The organism is Hydrogenophaga sp., assembly GCF_030373245.1.
Classification (GTDB): domain Bacteria; phylum Pseudomonadota; class Gammaproteobacteria; order Burkholderiales; family Burkholderiaceae_C; genus Hydrogenophaga.
Genome location: NZ_JAUCZF010000001.1, coordinates 166,853 through 186,930, shown reverse-complemented (window position 1 = coordinate 186,930; position 20,078 = coordinate 166,853). Strand labels below are relative to the sequence as shown.

General features: G+C 60.0%; 20 protein-coding genes. All 20 read right to left on the bottom strand.

From position 1 onward, the window contains the following. Positions 1 to 5: 5 nt before the first annotated feature. Positions 6 to 1,187, bottom strand: coding sequence for an O-antigen ligase family protein (locus QUV25_RS00955; RefSeq protein ID WP_300860668.1), 1,182 nt, complete (start codon positions 1,185 to 1,187; stop codon positions 6 to 8). Between the two features lie 13 nt (positions 1,188 to 1,200). Next, positions 1,201 to 2,754 carry a hypothetical protein gene (locus tag QUV25_RS00950; RefSeq protein ID WP_300860667.1) on the bottom strand — a complete coding sequence of 518 codons (1,554 nt, stop codon included), beginning with the start codon at positions 2,752 to 2,754 and terminating at the stop codon, positions 1,201 to 1,203. Next, positions 2,741 to 3,637 (bottom strand): hypothetical protein, encoded by an 897-nt coding sequence (locus QUV25_RS00945; RefSeq protein WP_300860666.1) that lies wholly within the window; start codon positions 3,635 to 3,637, stop codon positions 2,741 to 2,743. Before QUV25_RS00945 ends, QUV25_RS00950 begins: the two co-directional genes overlap by 14 nt. Further along, entirely contained in the window at positions 3,634 to 4,233 is a 600-nt protein-coding gene (locus QUV25_RS00940; protein WP_300860665.1) for a methyltransferase domain-containing protein, read from the bottom strand. The genes QUV25_RS00945 and QUV25_RS00940 overlap by 4 nt, the downstream gene beginning before the upstream one ends. Before the next feature lie 181 nt (positions 4,234 to 4,414). After that, entirely contained in the window at positions 4,415 to 5,662 is a 1,248-nt protein-coding gene (locus QUV25_RS00935; RefSeq protein WP_300860664.1) for a hypothetical protein, read from the bottom strand. Positions 5,663 to 5,687: 25 nt separating this feature from the next. Continuing rightward, positions 5,688 to 6,746, bottom strand: a complete 1,059-nt coding sequence (gene pseI, locus QUV25_RS00930; protein WP_300860663.1) for a pseudaminic acid synthase — start codon at positions 6,744 to 6,746, stop codon at positions 5,688 to 5,690. Between the two features lie 201 nt (positions 6,747 to 6,947). Beyond that, the gene (locus QUV25_RS00925) at positions 6,948 to 7,730 is read right to left on the bottom strand and encodes an imidazole glycerol phosphate synthase subunit HisF (RefSeq protein ID WP_300860662.1); all 783 of its coding nucleotides are present in this window, start codon (positions 7,728 to 7,730) and stop codon (positions 6,948 to 6,950) included. Beyond that, positions 7,724 to 8,362, bottom strand: coding sequence for an imidazole glycerol phosphate synthase subunit HisH (hisH, locus tag QUV25_RS00920; RefSeq protein WP_300860661.1), 639 nt, complete (start codon positions 8,360 to 8,362; stop codon positions 7,724 to 7,726). Before hisH ends, QUV25_RS00925 begins: the two co-directional genes overlap by 7 nt. 3 nt (positions 8,363 to 8,365) lie before the next feature. Next, positions 8,366 to 9,517 (bottom strand): N-acetyl sugar amidotransferase, encoded by a 1,152-nt coding sequence (locus tag QUV25_RS00915; protein WP_300860660.1) that lies wholly within the window; start codon positions 9,515 to 9,517, stop codon positions 8,366 to 8,368. A gap of 20 nt (positions 9,518 to 9,537) precedes the next feature. Then, positions 9,538 to 10,158, bottom strand: coding sequence for a pseudaminic acid biosynthesis-associated methylase (locus QUV25_RS00910; protein WP_300860659.1), 621 nt, complete (start codon positions 10,156 to 10,158; stop codon positions 9,538 to 9,540). Continuing rightward, entirely contained in the window at positions 10,155 to 10,913 is a 759-nt protein-coding gene (locus QUV25_RS00905) for a glycosyltransferase family protein (RefSeq protein ID WP_300860658.1), read from the bottom strand. The genes QUV25_RS00910 and QUV25_RS00905 overlap by 4 nt, the downstream gene beginning before the upstream one ends. Continuing rightward, positions 10,910 to 12,085, bottom strand: coding sequence for a UDP-4-amino-4,6-dideoxy-N-acetyl-beta-L-altrosamine transaminase (pseC, locus tag QUV25_RS00900; protein WP_300860657.1), 1,176 nt, complete (start codon positions 12,083 to 12,085; stop codon positions 10,910 to 10,912). The genes QUV25_RS00905 and pseC overlap by 4 nt, the downstream gene beginning before the upstream one ends. Before the next feature lie 11 nt (positions 12,086 to 12,096). Further along, positions 12,097 to 13,095 (bottom strand): UDP-N-acetylglucosamine 4,6-dehydratase (inverting), encoded by a 999-nt coding sequence (gene pseB, locus QUV25_RS00895; protein ID WP_300860656.1) that lies wholly within the window; start codon positions 13,093 to 13,095, stop codon positions 12,097 to 12,099. Between the two features lie 2 nt (positions 13,096 to 13,097). After that, positions 13,098 to 13,253 (bottom strand): hypothetical protein, encoded by a 156-nt coding sequence (locus QUV25_RS00890; RefSeq protein WP_300860655.1) that lies wholly within the window; start codon positions 13,251 to 13,253, stop codon positions 13,098 to 13,100. 112 nt (positions 13,254 to 13,365) lie between these two features. After that, a complete protein-coding gene (locus tag QUV25_RS00885) occupies positions 13,366 to 13,563 on the bottom strand; it encodes a hypothetical protein (RefSeq protein ID WP_300860654.1) in 198 nt (65 codons plus the stop codon). 12 nt (positions 13,564 to 13,575) lie between these two features. Continuing rightward, on the bottom strand, positions 13,576 to 13,857 hold the full coding sequence (locus tag QUV25_RS00880) for an ORF6N domain-containing protein (RefSeq protein ID WP_300860653.1): 282 nt from the start codon (positions 13,855 to 13,857) through the stop codon (positions 13,576 to 13,578). 68 nt (positions 13,858 to 13,925) lie between these two features. Then, a complete protein-coding gene (locus tag QUV25_RS00875; protein WP_300860652.1) occupies positions 13,926 to 15,368 on the bottom strand; it encodes a mannose-1-phosphate guanylyltransferase/mannose-6-phosphate isomerase in 1,443 nt (480 codons plus the stop codon). 19 nt (positions 15,369 to 15,387) lie between these two features. After that, positions 15,388 to 16,536 carry a glycosyltransferase gene (locus QUV25_RS00870; RefSeq protein WP_300860651.1) on the bottom strand — a complete coding sequence of 383 codons (1,149 nt, stop codon included), beginning with the start codon at positions 16,534 to 16,536 and terminating at the stop codon, positions 15,388 to 15,390. Positions 16,537 to 16,546: 10 nt separating this feature from the next. Then, complete coding sequence (locus QUV25_RS00865) at positions 16,547 to 17,737, bottom strand: Wzz/FepE/Etk N-terminal domain-containing protein (RefSeq protein ID WP_300860650.1); 1,191 nt, start codon at positions 17,735 to 17,737, stop codon at positions 16,547 to 16,549. Between the two features lie 5 nt (positions 17,738 to 17,742). After that, entirely contained in the window at positions 17,743 to 20,049 is a 2,307-nt protein-coding gene (locus tag QUV25_RS00860; RefSeq protein WP_300860649.1) for an SLBB domain-containing protein, read from the bottom strand. Between the last annotated feature and the right edge of the window lie 29 nt (positions 20,050 to 20,078).

Genomic DNA, 20,078 nt, shown 5'->3' with positions numbered 1-20,078 from the left:
CGTTGCTACTTGTGGTTGCGTTCGACGCGAACCATGAAAGCGCATCCGAGTCCGAGAAAAAGTACGTGACTCCATTCTGTAAGTCCTTGCAATGTGACCGCCTTAAGGAGGACGAATAGCACGATCCACCGTCCAGCTGCATGCAGAATTTCCAATTCCCGGCCGATCGATCTATGAGAGAGAGACCAGTGGCGCGCAAGGTAGATTAAAAGCATGACAATTCCTACCAAGCCGAACTTCACAATAATAGTAAGAAAACTGTTGTGAAGGTGAGGGATGGAGGTGTTGTCATTAAAATCGAGTACGCCAGATGGCAGAGGAACGCGTGCACCGAAGCCAAAGCCTGCTAGCCACTCAACGGGACCTGCCCCTAGCATCATATCCAAGAAGGATGCGTTCTCCATGAGACGCCACCCCACCGATGAATCGTCTGCTCCAACGCCGGAAGCTATTCGATTCTGTACGACATCTAGCGAAATAAACAGCGGTAGCAATAATACTACTATGCAAAGGCCGTATAGGATGCGGCGGCGCACTAAGCGGTTGGCCAATAACTGTGGCAAATGACGGACCAATAGAACGAACAGAAACAATGCGACCAGAATGAGATCGGTGCGTGACAGCGAAGCAAGTGTGCCAACGACGCAAAAGGCAAAACGCCGAACATAAACGGCTGCGTGAGATTTTTCAGTTTGTGCCAGCACATAGTTAACTACCATCAGATACGGAAGCCAAGAATGTGAGGGCGGAATGAACTCTCCGCGCCATTGATATGCACTAGCACCAGCAATGTATGCTAGGGATGCAGCCACAAGTGTAGCTACAACAATCAAGAGACCAACTTCAGACAGCGCCTTAAGATTTTGCTTGACCGGATCACCATGTCCCAAAAAAACAAAACGGCCGACGAAGAAAGCTGCGATTGCTCCTAAGTCACGCAGCACGTCTCGCAATTGTGCCTCGTTGAGATAGGTGATGATCCCCATGAAAACGAGCCATATGCAGAACGGTAGCCACCACATTGAGGGAGGTCGTATTCGGTATTGCAGGTTGCTTGGATTGAGGACCTTATGCAGCGAAAGCAGTGCGAATGCGACCAGATATCCCAGGTACGCCGGTTCAATAAGACTTTGAGCTAACGCAATGGCCACCATAAACACAACGATGGCGAAACGGTGTCTGCTCATGTTGCCGTCGTGCTTAATCCGCACTTACTCTGCACTTACCGACAGCGATACGATCGTTTAAAAGACGGGCTACGCTTTGCAGTGCGACCGTATCGCCGAGAGAAGCCTTGAAGTCGAACGCGCCAGCAGCCGTGAACTCAGCATACGCAGCCATAGCTTCGAGCACTTCCTGCGGAGGACAGTCAGGACAGTTCAGGGCCCACTCAAGTGCTGCTCCTATACCGGCACAGGTTTGCACCATGCGAACATTCGGAAAATATCCGTAAAGCACATCTCCCAAAGCAATCACAGGCTTGCCCATCGCTGCCGCCTCAAAGCCAAGCGTGCTGGTCACGCAGACGACACCCACGCTTTCGCGTGCGAGGCGCTTAGCTGAAACGTGCGAAGCCAGTAAATCTACGTTCGGAAGTTCGGACAACTGCCGGTAAAACTCCCGTGGCTGCATTGCAACGGCAGACGGATGCTCTTTAACTACCAAGCGAACACTAGATGGCAAACGGAATGCTATCGATTTTATAACGTGCATTTCATCGATGAAGTCAGGGGCCAATACGGAGGTGGAGGCTTCCGGATGGAAGTGCAGTGGATAAAGAATAAAGCGTCCATGGCGCGGCTTCAATTTGTAAAATTCTCGGACAAAGGTGAAACGGATGCGCCGTCGCAACGCTCTCATGAAATAGGCCCATGAAAGTTTGAAGGGGTCTCCGTGTTGATATGCCAATGCAATATCCTCAGGGTATTTGCGTCGATATTGCCATGCACGGCCAAGATGCTTTAACTTGCTGATGTTGGCGTACCGTCCCAACAGGCCGATCCGTGAAAGCATCTCACCGGCTTGCCCAGCCTTCATGTAGTCGGGAACCGCTGTATCAACCTGTGCAATGTATTCTGCTGCTATTCGCCAAGAAGATTGGTCTATCTGCCTATCTCGGGCCTTTTTACAATGCTCTGCTAGAGTTTTGTAGTCCTCGATCCCACCTGTTGAGCTTACCTCGATACGACCCGGGATACGGGCTGGAGCAATGCTGCAAAATGGGATACCTTCTTTCTTAGCCCGAGCGTGTGCTGAGAGGGCAAAGCTGTTGCTGGCCTGCTCGTACAAGACGGCAACTGGTTTCCAGCGATCGAATGCATCGTCGAAAAACTCGCGAAGTAGTTTCGGAATGTGCTCATAACGTAGGGGCCCATCCGCTTTGAGCGCTGGACGGATATTCATTGTCAAGAAGCGGTCAAAATCTGAAAACAACAAAGACCAACCAGGTTGGCAATCATCAGTGTAGTCATCGGGTAGGGGCATGCGGCTGCGGCAGTAGTCGGTAAAGTACGCCGCATTTGCGAGCGGAAGTCCATCGGAATACATGACGTCGGATAGGTGTGAGTCCAATGCATATGCCACCTCATACCCGAGCCCCTTCAAAAGCGGCTCTAATTGTTGGAAATACGTCCGGCTATAAGCAGCAGCATTTACTAGGCAAAGAATCACTGGTTTACTACAGGAGCTGGACACATCATTTCCTATCATTACAACATTTCGACTTTTTGTTGAGTTTGGATTAGGGTCGCTCATATAGAAGCGAAGTAACTTCAGTTGGGTTGTAAGAAGTAACCTCTTCAACAGTCAAAGGAGATCTGAAGACTGTTGGCATAATCGAATACCTGAACTGGACCAGTAGGCGCCTTCCGCTGTACGGCAGTTGGCCCTTGTGCATTCCGAACGTGTCTTCCATGAACGCATCACCGGCGCAACCAGTTATCTTTAGCAGACGCTCATTGCCAAAACATGCCTGAACCTCGCTGTCTGTGAATCTACGGCGATCAAGAAGACTCGAGACTGTATGTGATTCAGTCACGAAGCAATGAGGCCCATGCATGTCATCTACATCTGTCAAGTAGAGGAAAAATTTAAGAAAGCGGATGGAATCGTTGTCGCGATGATAGTTTTCCGCTTCCTCTGGGTCTTTGTTTCCTGGCAATGACCACCAAGCCTGAACACTGTCAAGATAGGGTCGGCATCCGAAGTAAGCAGCGGCCATGCGCAGCAAACGCTGATCTAGTGCCAGTTCGTGAAGTACCCGAAGCGTTGGTGCCGCAGGAATATCTGCAACGTGTGTTCCTGCAGGTGCATCATCAAACCTGAACGTACCGACATGGGGTTTCCATGGATCACGGCAAGGAAACGTTGAAAGAATTTCTCTAAGCTGAGCAGCCTGCGAAGGGTCGATAAATCCTGGCATTCGGAATAAGCCCAAACGCATTAGTTCAGCATCTTCGACGCCGGTTTGCGTTGTCGTGCTGGGCCTTACAGTTGCGATTATGCGGGACAGCATACTTCGCAATGCTGGATTGCGAATTCGCTCCTGAATTCTGTGCCATACGCGAATAGAGATGGACGGCTGGACTCCGCTGCGACGAGTCCTTAGCGTTTCAATAGATGATAAGCCTGACATCATGATCTCTCCTTAATGCTGAATACTACTGCTACATTCGAGACATTTTCTACGAGGCCTGATGAGCTATGAGACACGCCTCGTGGTGCATCATGATTAAAGTAAACGTGATCGACCTTGTCCTTAAAAAGTGCCAGTATCTGTGCCGTCGAATTTACGCGGGCGCCAATTTTTTCAAATTCTTGAATCTGATAACCTAAAAGTTTTTTCTCATCGTCTGGACCCATCGTTGAGTACTCAACTCCTATACCCACGATTCCGCCAGGGCGAGTTACGCGAATCATCTCGCTGGCCGCGAGAAATGGGTCGGTACTGTAGCTGAGTGTCCAACCGCAGATAATTGCGTCGAAGCTTTCGTTAGGGAATGGAATCTGGTGCATATCCCCAAGTTTTATATGCTTAGAGTAGCTGATTAGATCCAGTCCGACAATGTTTTTTAGCTTGAAGCCCAGTCCCTTCAGAGCGAATAAGTCATTCTCGTTCCGTGGGCCGATTACGAGGATTTGAGAATTTACATTTAGAGTTTCAATGATGGCTAGTGGATATATCAAGAGATTTGTCCTGTTGTTTGCACCATACAGGGATTTGAGATTATGCATCACATTTGCCTTGACGGCATTTTGGCTTTCAAGCGTGTGGAGCTGACCGCGTAGACGCACAAAGTACCAAATTCGTATCAGAACAATGTAATGTCGGAGCGTTGGTTCGATTAGTAGATTAATCCGCCTTAATGATCGTAGGAATTTGTTTATCATGATTCTCTTTTATTTAGTTTAATTATTAAATTTGATTATTGGCTGAAAGGAACTTAAACAACCAGCGACGCCCTATCCACAGCAGCAATGCCGAACATGGCGAGGCTATTGCCGCGCCGACAAGGCCGAGATTGGACACCAGCGTTACACTAATAACTATTCCACAAGCAAGGCTGCCCAGGGCGAGCCACATTAGCGATATATCTTTGTGTGCGGCGTAAATGGCGAGATGTAGTGGCTGTGACCCTACTATCAATATCTGCGCAGCCAAGAGCAAGGGCAGTATCCATAGCCATCCAAGATATTCAGGATGCGACGTTAGCCAGACTAGTGGCAAAGCAGTAAGCCCTATAGCGGCCGATAGCCCGATACCGATGGCCCAACTCCGACGACCTACCCTTGATAAAAGCTCCATGCGATTGGGCGTTTGTCGACCGAAAGCGCCCAGGAGCTGAGGCAGCCACACGTTGAGCACTGCCGACTGAACAAGCGCGGGGAGTGTGTTGGCTAGAGTTTGGAAAAAAGTGAATATTCCCACCGCAGTCGGTCCCAGCATCATTTGAAGTACGAATCGATCCAAGTTGCTTTGTAGTACTGATGCACTAGCGATGAGATAGTACGTGCGCGACAGCGCAAGACCGCGTACCAGATATCTAAATCGTGGGCGCACCGCCGAGCCGAGCGCTTCACGCATGATCCATAGTGCCCAGCTCACACTGAGCAATGACGCCAATGCCCAAAGAGCTAAGAGCGCAGTCAGCTCTTCGTTTGTGCCAAGATAGGTAAGTAACAGCGGCTGCCAGCCTGCTGTCCTGATGAAGGTCATTGTTACTGAATGAAGCGGCCTATTTGTCAGTACCATGAAACGGCCGACCTCATTGGAGAGCATGCCGGTCGCGACGATCGTTCCCAGTAGCACGAGCTCTGTGGCGGAGAGGTGCAACCGCAACACTAAGGCAACCGTAACTGCCACCAAAACCGCCAGGGGCGCGCACACCGTCAGTAACTGAAAGTGGCTCGCAGCGCACAGCCGCAGCATCGTACGACAAGGGCGACGGGCGTAGCGCCGTGTTGTGAAGGTATGAAACTCCAAACCACAAAGATAAACAATCACCATCTCTATGGCCACTAGGAGACCGAACACGCCTAGTAGCGTCGATCCACTCCAGCGCAGTATGGCTAACATGAAACCTAGCCTGATGACGAGGCCAAGACCGTGCAGCACTAAAGAGCTCAGACCTGGCTGCGCCTTTATGGTGTCGCGCAGGCGCATTAACGACTCCAAAGATGTGCTCCGACTAGCCAACGAATTCCCATGTCAGTGGCGTGCCTGCGATTGCGTCGCGTGAAGCGCAGCGTCCGATGACCATGTCCAAGTATTTGGGCGGTAGCCCAAAACCAGGTCTAACGCTGCGCACGCTGTCTGCTGTTATCACATCACCGGCTTTCATGTCTTTAACGATGTAAAGCGAGCGGCGGAATTTCATATTTCCTTGCTCACTTGACTTGCGTCCATAGTCCACTCTCCCCAAAGCCAGCCAAGCAGTTTTGGCTCCGGCACACAATTGAGCCATTTCGATAGGTTCTAAGCTGAAGCTGTCATCCGGCCCGCCGCCGTTGCGGTCAAGAGTGAAGTGCTTTTCTATGATCGAAGCACCTAGGGCCACGCTGGTGATGGCGGTGGTGTTGTCCAGGGTGTGGTCGGACAGCCCGGTGACCAGGCCAAAGCGCTTGATCATGTCTGGGACGGTTCGCAGGTTGTAGTCCTCCGCCGGGGCGGGGTAGCCGCTCACGCAGTGCAGGATGGCGAGTTCCTTGCAGCCGCCTTCCTGCGCAGCATCGATGGCTTCCTGGATCTCCTCTGCGTCCGCCATGCCGGTGGAGATGATCATCGGCTTGCCGGTGCTGGCAACGTACTTGATCAGCGGCAGGTCGACCGCCTCGAACGATGCGATCTTGTAGGCTGGGGCATTGAGATCTTCCAGCAGGTCGACCGCAGTGTTGTCGAAGGGCGAGCTGAAGATAGTGATTCCGAGCTTACTGGCGTGCTCGAACAGCGGCTTGTGCCACCCCCAGGGCATGTGCGCTTCTTGGTAGAGCTGGTAGAGCGTCTTGCCGTTCCACAGGCCGCCGTGGATCTGGAACTCCTCGGCATCGCTGTTCAGGGTGATGGTGTCGGCGGTGTAGGTCTGGAGCTTGACCGCATCGGCACCGGCCTTTTTGGCTTGTTCGATGATTTTCATCGCCGTGTCGAGCTTGCCGTTGTGATTGGCTGAAAGTTCGGCGATGATGTAGGGCGGCTCGTCGGCTGCGATACGACGCCCTGCGATGGAAATAGATGGAATGTTCGACATCATTTTTTCTCTCATTTGATAGGTGCCTGTTTGGTCGCGCAGGCCTTGGAGTCCTGCTCTTGTGTGGCGCCTAGCCAGTGGCGGTGGTCGAGGTCGGGGTTGGTGCCTTTGGGCCGGGCGCGGTCGCGATTTCTGCCATCGTCAAACAGCGCATGACGTGTCCTGTGCCAATCTCCAGCGCGGCGTGGGTTCGGAACACAGCTTTCATGTAGAGGCAGATTCCCTGAAGGAGTCTCTCATTGGGATTCCTGCAGCGGCCAGCGCAGCCTTGGCGCCAGCCGGGGTTTGTTCGGTGAAATGGAACATGCTGGCGGCGGCTACCGCCGATGCGCCGGCTTTTGTCACGGCCTCCACCAGGTGCTGGTAGGCACCCGCGCCACCAGAGGCGATCACCGGGATGTTGACGGCCCGCACCACGGTCTCGATCAGCGCGAGGTCGTAGCCCTGCATGGTGCCGTCGCGCTCGATGGAGGTGATGAGGATCTCGCCGGCACCGCGGTCTTCGAGTTCTCGCGCCCAGGCCGCCACCTCGCGGCGGGTGGCTTGCTGACCGGCGTGGCTGAAGCAGGTCCAGCCACCGCCGATCTGCGCGCGCACGTCGATGCTGGCCACGACGCACTGCACGCCGTGGCGTTTTGCGATCTCGGACACCAGCTCGGGGTGGCTGTAGGTAACGGTGTTGAGGCTGACCTTGTCGGCTCCCGCGCGCAGAAGGCGCTGCACCTGTTCCATCCGCGTGATGCCGCCGCCCACGGTGAGCGGCACAAAGCAGTCCTGACCAAACTCGTCGATGGATTCGAAATCCGGGTCATCGTCGCCCAGGTGGGCGACGATGTCGACCAGCACCAGCTCGTCCACCTCGCGCTGGTTGTAGACCTTGATCGCCGGCAGCACCGGCCCGACGCGGCGCCAGCTGTCGAAGCCGACGCCCTTGACCAGGCCGAACTGCTTCCAGAGCAGGGTGGGGATGACGCGCACCTTCAGCATGCCGGTCCCGCGATGAAGTTGCGCAGCAGCTGAAAACCGGCGCGGGAGCTTTTTTCGGGGTGGAACTGGGTGCCCCAGACGTGGCCGCGTCTGACGGCGGCCGTCACCGGGATACCGCAGTCGGTGGTGGCCAGTACATCGTGTGCGTCGGCGGGTACGAAGGCGTAGCTGTGCACAAAGTAGAAATCGGTGCCGTCGGGAATGCCTTTGAACAGGTGATCGCGGGTGGGTGTCTGGGCGATCCCGTTCCAGCCCACATGCGGCACGCGCGCGGTGCATCCCAGCGTGCGCAGGTGCTCAACGCGGCCGGGCACCAGCCCCAGGCCAGGGACACCTTGCGAGTCGCTCGCGCCTTCCATGCTGGCATCGGCCAGCAGCTGCATGCCCAGACACACGCCGAGCAGCGGGCGGTTGTAGCCCAGCACCTCGTCGCGCAACGCCTGCATCCAGCCACCACCCTGAAGCAGTTGAACGCAGTCAGCGAAATGACCGACGCCGGGCAGGATCAGACAGTCGGTGGCGTGCATGTCCTGTGCGCGGTTGACCAGCACCGGCGTCACGCGCAGTGCTTCCACTGCGCGCAGCACCGAGCCCAGGTTGCCCACGCCGTAGTCTATGACGCCGACCTTCATGGTTCAGATGTTGTCGTCATTGATCTTCGTGAGGTTGCCGTCGCGGTCTTTCATCAGTGCACCGCTCACGTCGCGCTTGAAGATCTTCTTGTTGGTGAACTTGTCGCAGATGCGGATGAATTCGTCTTCGGTCAGTTCCAGCGGCCGCAGGATGTCTTTGAGCGACTTGCCCAGGTACTCCCAGGGGAACAGCCCGTCCAGCCGCTTGACGGCTTCCAGGCCGTCTTGCCGCGTGAGGCGGCCGCGGCGGATGTGCAGGCAGGCCAGGTCGGTGGCGCGGCCGAAGCCGAACTTCAGGAACTTGAAGTAGTCGTGGATGCCGGTCTGGTGGTTGTCCAGGTTCTCGTAGTTGACCATCGAGCCTTCGACCACCTTGTGGTAACTGTGGAAGCCGTTGGCCTGCGCGATCAGCGTGTTGGACAGGCCGTCCCAGGGCAGGTAATGGCCCAGAAACAGACCGGTCACGCCCACCCGCTGCAGCTCTTCGTCGCTCGGGTAGGTGTAGTGGATCAGGTGCTTGGCTTCGATGCCTTCCTGACCAATCAGATCGGACACGCGCATGCCGAGCAGGCCGCCGAACTCTTCGAGCCAGCGGCGGTTGAGCACGTTGTTGTCGGCCGCGGCGGCGGGGCCGCCGTATTCGTTCTGCGAGTTCTCACCCCAGACGATCAGCGGCACGTTGAACTGCACGGCGGCGCGCACGGGAATCGTGAAGATGCCCACGTGTTCGGGCCACGAAATGTCGCCCACTTGGGTGAGGCCCACGCGGTTGAGCTTGGCGCGCACCAGCGGGTTGGGGGATATCTCGATGTGGTCCACGCCCAGGCGTTTGAGGTTCTCGATGTTGGCGCGGCCCAGCGGCGAGAGATCGCAGGTGGACGAGGTCACGCAAAGCGGGTTCAGGCCCAGCTGCAGCATGCGCACCACCTGGTAGGTGCTGTCCTTGCCACCGCTCACCGGCACGATGCAGTCCCAGTGGCTGCCGTCCGGGCGCCGGTACTTGTCCAGCACCTTGAGCAGGTCCTGGTAACGCGCGTCCCAGTCGACCTCGGTGCGTTTCTCGTAGCTGCGGCAGGCGTTGCACACGCCGTGTTCGTCCAGGTGCAGGTCCGGCTTCGTGTCCGGCATCACGCAGTGTTTGCAGTAGGTCAGCATGCTCTTCTCTTGGAAAGGAATCAGCGCTTTTCCATCAGGAACCAGGTGATGTCGTCCTGCGGAAAGTTGGGGTCGCGGCGGTAGGCGAAGCCGTAGTCCACCAGCTGCAGCTGCGGATGGCGTTCCATGATCTCGCCAGCGAAGTCGCGCTTGAACAGTCGGTCGCTGTGGCCGCGGTAGGGAATGGCCACCGGCGCCGGGTTGTAGTACTCGGCCACCATCAGGTAGCGGCTGGTGCTGGCCACAAGCTTGTCGTACACCTGAGGCAGCACCTCGGGGTTGATGTGGATGAGCACGCCCTTGATGAGCGTCAGATCCCACTGGCGTGAGGGCGCAAAGTCCAGGATGGAGCTGTGGTGCACGTTCGCTGCGGGGATCACCTCGCCGAGCTGCCGGGCCGCTTCGGCGTTGATCTCGATGGCGTGCGCGTCGATGCCGGGATGCAGCAGCTTGAGCGCCCTGAGGTTCATGCCGATGTTGGCGCCGAATTCGATGCAGCTTTTGATGCCGCGCGCCTGGCGCAGGGCCTTGCCGAAAAAATCGAGGTTGGAGGCCAGCAAGGCATCGCCCTGGTTGCGCTGGATGTACTCGGTGCCGAAGTCGCCGGCCCAGAAGGCTTCCTGCTCGGTCTTGAACGTCATGGGTGGGTCTCCTGTGGGGTTTGTGATTCGGTGGCCGGCTTCTGCCGGATGTGCTGGTTGATCGCGATCCAGTCGGGATGGGCATCAAGCACGGCGAGGATGTCGTTTTGCGTGAAGTGGGGCCGTGCCGGATACAGCGCTTCGAACAGGCGACGGACCAGTTCGTAGTCTTCCGCCGTGTCCACCGTCCAGCGGTGGTGGCTCAGATCCACCGGGCTGGTGACGTTGCGCAGCCGGTAGCGCTCGGGGTGCGCGTAGAGGAAGGGCGTGACGTGTTCGCGCTCGGCGGGCTGCCTGGCTTCGGCGTGCGCCTGCTGCAGCGCGGCGGCGCTGAACACCTCGACCGCCATGCCGTAAGGCCAAGTGGGCGGCAGCATGTTGGAGACGCAGTCGCTGTCGCCTTCTTCGTAAACCGCGATCACCTGGTCGATCAGCGCCGGGTCGATCAGCGGGCAGTCGGACGTGATGCGCACCACCACGTCGGCCCTGTGCAGGCCGGCCGCATCGGCGTAGCGCGAGAGCACGTCGAGTTCGCTGCCGCGGTGGCAGGGCACGCCCAGTTTCGCGCACAGCTCGGCGATGGCGTCGTCGGTGGTGTTGGTGGTGGTCGCGATGACGATGGCATCGGCGCGCTGCACCCGGCGCAGCCGCTCCACCAGCTGCGTCAACATGGGCTTACCGGCCAGCGGCAACAGCACCTTGCCCGGCAAGCGGGTCGAGGTCATGCGGGCCTGCACGATGATCAGCATTGTCATGCTTGCAGGGCTTTCTTCAACGCCGCCACCACGTAGTCCTGCTGCTCATCGGTCAGCGACGGATACAGCGGGATCGACAAGGCCTGCGCGGCGTAAGCCTCGGCTACCGGGAACTGGCCGGGACGGAAGCCCAGACCTCGGTAATAGGGTTGCAGCGGGATCGGTTCGTAGTGCATGTTGACGCCGATGCCCGCCTCGCGCAGACGGGCGAACACGGTCGCGCGGTCGGCCACGCCGGGGCTGGGCACCACCTCCACCACATACAGGTGCCAGGACGACTGGGCGGTCGCGCTGGCCGACGGCGCTCGTGCGGGCAGCTTCAGCGGCAGACCGGCCAGCAGCTGGTCGTAGCGGTCGGCCAGGCGTTCGCGCGCGGCCTGGAAGCTGTCCAGACGCTGCAGCTGCGAATACCCCAGGGCCGACTGGATGTCGGTCAGGCGGTAGTTGAAGCCCAGGCTGTGCTGTTCGTAGTGCCAGGCGCCCGTGTCGGGTTGCTGCATCTCGCTGGTCTCACGCGTGATGCCATGCGAACGCAGCAGCTGCAGTCGACGAGCGATCGCAGGGTCTTGGGTGGTGACCATGCCACCCTCGCCGGTGGTGATGATCTTGACCGGATGGAAGCTGAACACGCTGGCATCGGCGTAGCGGCTGCCGATCGGCTGGCCCTCGTAGCTGGCACCCACGCCGTGCGAGGCGTCTTCCAGCAGCTTGAAGCCGTAGCGATCAGCCAGCGCGCGCATGGGCAACAGGTCGCAGGGTAGGCCGGAAAAATGCACCGGGATCACCACGGTGGGCAGCGAGCCATGGCGCTCGGCTTGCTCCAGCTTGGCCTGAAGTGCTGCGACGCTCATGTTGCGCGTGAGCGGGTCGATGTCCACGAAATCGACGTCGGCGCCGCAGTACAGCGCGCAGTTGGCCGACGCCACAAAGCTGTTGGGGCTGGTCCAGACCGTCTTGCCCGGACCTGCACCCAGCGCGAGGCAGGCTATGTGCAGACCGGCAGTGGCATTGCACACGGCCACCGCGTGTGCCACGCCATGTGCCTGAGCGAAGGCTTCTTCGAAGCGAGGCCCTGCAGGCCCCTGTGTGAGCCACCCGGAACTCAACACCTCCTGAACAGCGGCGATGTCGTCTTCGTTGATCGACTGCGTGGCGTAGGGTATGACGTTCATGGTGAGCCGGCTCAGATGCGGCCGATCTTGTCCTGGTGCTGCGCGATCCAGGTCTGCAGGGCGGCTGCGTCCATCCACTCGGTGTTGCTGTCGCTGGCGTAGGTGAAGCCTTCGGGTACGCGTTGGCCATCCTTGATGCGCTTGAAGTCCTCGTGCCAGCTGTGGATGGCCGGCAGGATCTTGAAGTGCTCGGGGTATTCGTAGGTGTAGTAGGCGTCTTCGGGGCTGATCATCTGCTCGTGCAGCTTCTCGCCCGGACGGATGCCCACAATCTCGTGCCTGGCGTCGGGGTCCACCGCGTGCGCGATGTCGGTCACCTTCATCGACGGGATCTTCTTCACGTAGATCTCGCCACCTTCCATGTCTTCAAACGCGTGCCAGACCAGTTCCACGCCCTGTTCCAGGGTGATCATGAATCGCGTCATGCGGTCGTCGGTGATGGGCAGCGAGCCCTTGCCCTTTTGCGTGAGGAAAAACGGAATGACCGAGCCGCGCGATCCCATCACGTTGCCGTAGCGCACCACCGAAAATTTGCAGCCATCGGCTCCCGCATAGGAGTTCCCCGCCACGAACAGCTTGTCGGAGGCGAGCTTGGTCGCACCGTACAGGTTGACCGGGCTGCTGGCCTTGTCGGTCGAGAGCGCCACCACACCTTTCACCCGGGTGTCGATGCAAGCATCGATCACATTCATGGCGCCGTTGATGTTGGTCTTGACGCATTCGAACGGGTTGTATTCGGCCGTGGGCACGATCTTGGTGGCCGCCGCGTGCACCACGTAGTCCACGCCATCGAGCGCGCGGTACATGCGTTCGCGGTCGCGCACATCGCCTATGAAGAAGCGCACACGGTCATCGCCCTGGAACAGCTTGGCCATTTCCCATTGCTTCATCTCGTCGCGCGAGTAGACGATGAGCTTGCGCGGCTGGTAGCGGGCCAGCGTCATCGGCACAAAGGTGTTCCCGAAAGAGCCAGTGCCCCCGGTGATCAGGATGGTTTTGTCGCGCAGCATGTTCAGGCTTTCTTGGTTGGTTGGATGCGGCCGTAGGTGTCTTCCAGCTTGTCTCGGCTGTGCAAGCGGTGCACCTCGCCAATCGGGATGTAGGTGCTGGCTGTTTGTATGGGCTGGACCCGTCCGACCATGGCTGTGTTTGCATGTGTGTGTTTCATGGACTCTTTGGCAAGGGCTTAGGGTTTGTTGGGGTCTCAATGTCGGCCGTAAAGCCGATGGGGTGGCTGCGGGTTTGGGGTGGTGTCATGAGTTCGCGCAGGGCGTAAACACTTATTTGAGCTGGTTGCGGCTGTTGCGGCTGAAGGTGTCGTGCTGCATGGAGAGCAAACCGGTTCTTTCTTCAAGCTCACTGAGCTTCTTTGCAAGCTCGCCGTGTGTGGCGGCCAGCTCGCGCATCCGCACAAACGTGCGCACGATTTCGATGTTGACCGCGATGGCGCGCGGGCTTCCGAGAACCGAGGACAACATGGCAACGCGTTGCTACGTGAAAGCGTAGGGCGCCGAGCGACGGCCACCGCTGCCAGGTTTTGAGGTCACAGTTTGTGACTTCAAAGCGCTGAACTCGTCGATGATCAACTGAAACATGAAATCAGCAGGAAACCGCGTGAGGTTGCGTTTGACGGCCTGAACCAGGACCTTGGTCTGAACGCCGCAGAGTTCGGCCGGATCGGCGTCGAGCATCACGCGCTGCTCTCGCAGCAGCAAGAAGCGCCCACCGATGACCGTCTGGAGCGGCGCTGTGGTCGTTTCTGGGGGCATCATGGGCAAACAAGTTGTCTGGTCGATTGCAAAGGGGGTCGGGCGTTGTGCAGGTGAAGAGGGATCGGCCTTTACTTCACCCGCCCATACGTATCTTCCAGCCGAACAATATCGTCTTCCCCCAGGTAGCTGCCCGACTGCACCTCGATCATTTCCAGATCAAGCTTGCCGGGGTTGTGCAGGCGGTGCACCTCGCCGATGGGGATGTAGGTGGACTGGTTCTCTGACAACAGGTAAGTTTCTTGCCCCCGCGTGACCTCCGCCGTGCCCTGCACCACGATCCAGTGTTCGGCGCGGTGGTGGTGCTTTTGCAGGCTGAGGCTGGCACCCGGCTTGACGCCGATGCGCTTGACCTGGAAGCGCTCGCCTATGTCCACGCTGTCGTACCAGCCCCAGGGGCGGGCCACGCGGCGGTGGACTGCGGCTTGGGGGATCTTCTGCGCCGAGAGGTGCGCCACCACATCCTTCACCTGCTCGGCGTGGTTGCGGTTCGCCACCAGCAAGGCGTCGGGCGTGTCGATGATGAGCAAATCTTGCGTGCCCAGCGCCACCACGGTGCGGCCGGGGGCGTGGATGTAGGTGTTGCGCGAATGCAGGCTGTGGCCCTGGCCGGTGATGCGGTTTCCATCGCTGTCGGCCGGGCTGAGCTCGGCCACGGCGTTCCAGCTGCCCACATCGCTCCACTGGCCCTGGAAAGGCACCACGGCCACGTTGTCGTGTGGCTCCATCACGGCGTAGTCGATGCTCTGCGAGCGACAGGCCAGGAAGGCTTCGGCGGCCGGGCGCACGAAGGCCACCGCACCGCCGCCGCTGCTCACCTTCTCCTTGCCTGGGCTGGCCATGGCCTGTTCGCAGGCTTGCAGAATGTCGAGCGCGTGCTGCCTGAGCGCGGCCAGCAGCACGCTGGCGCGGGTGAGGAAAATGCCGGCATTCCACAACACGCTGCCTTGCAGCAGCAGGGCCTGGGCCGCGGCAGGCGCTGGCTTTTCGATGAAGCGCGCCACGCGGTGGCTGCCGTCGGCGCGGTCGGTACCCTGCTCGATGTAGCCGTAGGCGCTGCTCGGAAAGCTGGGCACCACGCCGTAGGTGACGATGGCGCCGGCCCTTGCGGCGGATATGCCCTGGCGGATGGTGGTCGCAAAAGCAGTGGCGTCCGGAATGTGGTGGTCGGCCGGGCAGAACAGCAGCAGTGGGTCAGCGCCTGCTGCGCTGGCATGCAGCGCGGCCAGCGCCATGGCCGCCGCCGTGTTGCGCCCGGCTGGCTCCAGCACCACCTGGCTGCCGGCAAACTGGCTGCCCAGCGCATCGGCCACCAGGAAGCGGTGTTCCTCCGCCGCCACACACGTCACCGGCTGGCCACACCAGGCCAGGCGGCCAAGAGTGAGCTGCAGCAGGCTCTGGTTGCCAATGAGTGGCACGAACTGCTTGGGGAAGCTCTGTCGGCTCAGCGGCCAGAGGCGGGTGCCCGAGCCACCGCAGAGGATCACCGGGGTGATGGCGGTGTCGAGGGTCAAGACAAGCTCCTTGGCAGTTTCATGGCTGGTGGGTCGGCTTCGTACGCGCCTCGGGCAGCCCCTCAAGAGGCGCAGGCGCGCTGGTCAGTCCGGCCAGGTCGCTGTTGGCGGTCGGGTGCAAACGGGCGCGCGCAGCCAGGCGCTGGTAGACGAGGTGGTACACCAGCACGCAAGCTGCAAAAGAGGCGGCGAGCGTCGACTCAGCGGCACCTTGCAGCACCACGCCCAGCGAGGCGGTCAGTCCGGCATAGAGCCACATGGCGGGTGAAACCGCAGCATTGCGCAGCCTGGGGTGCCAGTTGGGGAAGCGGGGCATGATCAGCTGGGTCTTCACCAGGCTGTGCAAGTGCATGCTGTCTGGCGCGCCGGCCGAGAGCTTGTTTCGCCAGCGGCGCCATACGCTGTAAAGCACCTCGATCACCGGGTAGCCGCAGGCCAGAAGGGCGGCCCAGGGCGACACGGCTGGGTGGCGCATCAGCAGCAAGACGGCGATCCAGGCCAGCGCGAAGCCCACAAAATAAGCCCCGCCATCGCCCAGAAACAGCTTGCCGAGCGGAAAGTTCACAAGCCAGAAGCCGCCAATGGCTGCTGCCGTGAGCGCACACAGCCACACCAGCGGCTCATCGCCCTGCAGGCCAGCCAGGCTGCCCAGCGCAGCCAGCGCGATCAGCGCGGTGCCGCTGGAAAGCCCGTTGAAGCCGTCAATGATGTTGATGGCGTTGGCCACGCCAGCCGCTGCAAAGGCCGTGAACAGAATAGCCAGCGGAGTCCAGACCAGCAGTTCGTTCACGTACGGAATGCCGACACGATTCAACGCGAAGCCGGTGAGGCCACAGGCCAGCGCGCCACTGACCATGGTGGCCAGCAGGCGAGCCTTGACACCCACGCGCTTGGTCACGTCTTCGGCCATGCCCGCCGCAAAAGCCGGAATGCTGGCCAGCAGGAGTGGCCCGAGCAGCGCCCGCACCGCAGCAGGTGCGAGCGCATAACCCGCCACCATGCCAGCGCCGATGGCAATGCCGCCGATGCGAGGCGTGGGCTTGGTGTGGAACTTCTGCACGCCTTCGGTGTGGTCCAGGCTGAAATGGCCGTGCCAGTGCTTCGTGAACACCAGCACCAGGCTGGTGCCCAGCGCGACGCCGAAGGCCAGGGTAATGAAGGATTCCATCAGGCCAGGCTCACGGCGCGGTGTTGCTGCGCCTGCCCAGCGCTCTCGCCCAGGCCTGGCGCAGCCGGCTCAGCTTGGCGGCGGACTCGGCATCCTGAGCGGCGTTGCGCACCGCTTGCCTCACGAACACGAACAACAGCAGCGCAAAGCCGGTGGCCAGCGTGGCGAGTACGGCGATCATGGCCTTCTTCGGCTTGCTCTTTCGCTCGGGCGCCACGGCCACATCCACCACCTGGATCACCGCGGCTTCGCGGCTTTCGTCCACCCGGGCCAGCTCGTATTGCTTTGCGAACAGCTCAAACAGGGTTTCGTTGTACTTGAAGTTGCGGAACCGGGCGATGTACTCGTTGCTGCTGGCGGCGCCTGGTGCCTGGGCCTGTTCGGCTTTGTTCAGCTGATTGCGCAAGGCGGCCAGCTCGGTCATGGCCTGACGGAAATCGGGGGCGTTTTCGGTCAGGTAGCCGCGCATGGAGGCCACTTTGATTTCCTGTGCGGTGATGCTGGCCTGCAGCTTGGCCAACCCTTCCACCGCCGAAGCCGGGTCGGCCTTGAGGGTGGCCAGACTCACGCCGGTGGCCTGAAGGGCTTGTTCCGCATTGACCAGCTTGTCCTTGGCATCGGCCAGCTGCTTCTCAAAAAACACCCGGCGCTGCTGCGCTTCAGTCAAGGCCAAACGCCCCAGCATGTCTCTGAGTTCCGACACATGGGCGTTGGCCAATTGCGCCGCCAGCGCGGGGTCCTGGTCGTCTACCGACACACTGACCAGGCCGCTTTTCCCGCTTGAAATGCGAACATGGCCAGAGAGGGCGAGTCGAGCGTCGTGCAGGTTGCTTGCGCCATAGCGCTCTACCAGCTTGAAGCGCTGAATGAGTGCATCCTGGATCGAGCGGCTTTGGAGGAAGGTGACAAACTGTTCGTTGGTGTTCTTGATGCCGGTGGCCGCGCCAGCCAGGCCGCCGAGCGCACCCAGGTTTTGCAGCAGTGCGGCTGCCGAACCCTGCTGCTGGAGCGGCGGCATGAACTGGGTGGTGGCGGTGAAGGTGGGCGGGATGAAATAGCTGATGCCCAGCGCCAGCAGGCCAGCAGCCAGCGGCGCAAACACGAGCAGACGCAGGTTTTCCACCACGGTCTGCAACAGATCGAGCAGACTGATTTCGTCTTCATCTTCCGCAGCAGAAACCGCGTGTATGGGCTCGTTCATGGTGTTCACAGCGAGTTGATCGCAGCCACACCCAGGCCGAAGTTGGCGAAGATCTGTGTCCAGTCTTTGAGCGCGCGGGTAATGAAGCTGTAACGGCTTTCGCGGTCGATCTGCGCCGGCACCACCAGGGTGTCACCCGGCATGATCTCCGTGCTTTCAAAACCGCTGCCGAAGAAGCCACCCACATCGCGCCGGGCGATGATGGAGCCATCGGCCCGCAGCACGAACGCCTGGCTGGGCTCGGCGTCTTCGGTCAGGCCAGCCGATTTCATCACGTCACCCACCGTGCGGCCAGGGCGGTGGATGAACACGTTTTCGTTGTTGACTGAGCCCAGCGCCGAGACAAATCCGGGACGGGCCGGAACCAGCACGCGGTCTCCGTCTTCCAGCGGCAGGTCGGGCAACGCGGAGACATCGGTCACTTTGGGATCGAGCTCCAGTGCCATGCGCCCGTTGCTGCTGAAGCTTTTGAGCCGCTCGATCTGGCTGCGCAACTGGGCCTGCTGTTGCTGCTGAATCACTTGGGCCTGCGCGGCGTTCTCGGTGCCCGAGTTGGAAATGACGGTACTGACCTGAGATTGCAGCTGGCCCTCCAATCGACGAACCAGCTGGGTCAGGTTTTCTTGCTGGCGCTCGCGCACCGAGACACGATTGAGTTCGGTGCCGAACACGTAGGCCTGCGGGGTCAGACCACCGATGCGCTGCAAGAGCTGGGGCAGTGTTTCACCCGGTTGGGTCTGGTAGACCCCCGGCGCACCCACCTCGCCCTCAACGCGGACCAGCCGCGTCTGCTTGCCTTGGGGCAGGCGCAGGTCGTTCTGGCTGAGGATGGTGACCACGTCTCCCGGCAACAGCGCCAGGTTTTGCGCAGGGTCCTTTTGCAGCACCGCCTTGCCCAGGTTGAAGGGGATCAGCTCGGCGGTGAGTTTGCTGCGGTCGAGCCGCTCGATCACCGCGTAGTCCCAGTTGATCTGGTCCGCGAGACCGCGCACCCGGCTGCTCACGCCGGCGCCAGCGGTTTTGGCCACTTCGGCGTTTTGCACCAGCAGGTTTTTGCGGCGGTAGTAGTCGGGTGTGATCAGCGCATCTTGTTCGGGAATCAGATCGAGGATGCGCATGCCCTCGAACCAGCGGTAGCGCAGGGGCGCTGCCACCGTGCCCTGCAGCGTCACCGCGTTGGCAAACGCGGGGCTGATGCCGAGCAGGATGAGCACGTCACCATCGCGCATGACTTGTTTCAGGCCGTCGGCATCCAGCGCAAGGTCCTGCACCTGGCGGGGCGGGCTCTTTTCTGGCGCGATGCGTTCGAGCAAGGCCTTTTTGGCATTGGCCAGGGAGGGCAGGCCGCCGTTCAGGCCAAGGATGTCGCCAACGGTGTCGGCCCCTGGCTTCAGTTCGTAAATCGCGGCCTGGTCGAATGCGCCCGTGACGGCCACGCGAGGTCCTGCTGCGGGAATGACGATCACGTCGCCCGCCTGCAGCGACAGGTCTCGGCCCTTGTCGCCGCGGGCAATGAAGTCGTACAGGTCCAGCGTCGTGATCGTGCGCCCGGCTCGCTTGAGCTGGATGTTGCGCATGGAGCCGTTCGTTGAGGGGCCGCCGCTGACGAACAAGGCGTTGACGAGTGTGCTGAGGCTCGACACCTGGTGCGCGCCAGGCTGCTGCGCCTGGCCCACCACGTAGATCTGGATGCTGCGCAAACGACCGAGGCTGGCATTGACCTCGAAGTTGGTAAACACCTTGGCGATCTGGCCGCGCAGCACCGTATCCAGGTTTTTCACCGGAACGCCTGCGAGGGGCACCACGCCCACCCGGGGCAAGGTGATCTGGCCGTTGCGATCCAGCGTGTGGCTGCCGCTGTAGTCCACCGCTCCCCAGATCTGAACCCTGACCTCGTCGCCCGGGCCGATCGCATACTCCGCAGGTGGGGGCAGGGCCGTGTCGGGCGAGTAGGTCTGTGTGCCGTAAAACAGGTCGCTGCCAAAGATGTCCAGCTGGCGGCCTGTGGACTCCTGCACAAAGCGCTGAAACTGGCTGGCGGCTGGTGGGCGGCGCAGCGGTTCGGGGACCTTGCGTTGCTCAATCAGCGCATCGCGCATTGGCGCTGGCTCTGCACGCTCAGCAGAAGGCTCCATCAGGCTGCGGCGGCTGGTCTCTTTGCTCTCGATGGAGGTGGGGAGCGCAGTGGCCGTGGTTGAAGTGGTCGAAGCCCCGCTAGTAACGGGGGACCCAAGACTGAACTGCGCATGGGCGCTGACGGACAGACTCAGCAGCAGCAAGGCGACAGTGCGCGAGATCAAGGAAGAAGCCATCAATGCCATCAATCAAATAAAGGAGCTCG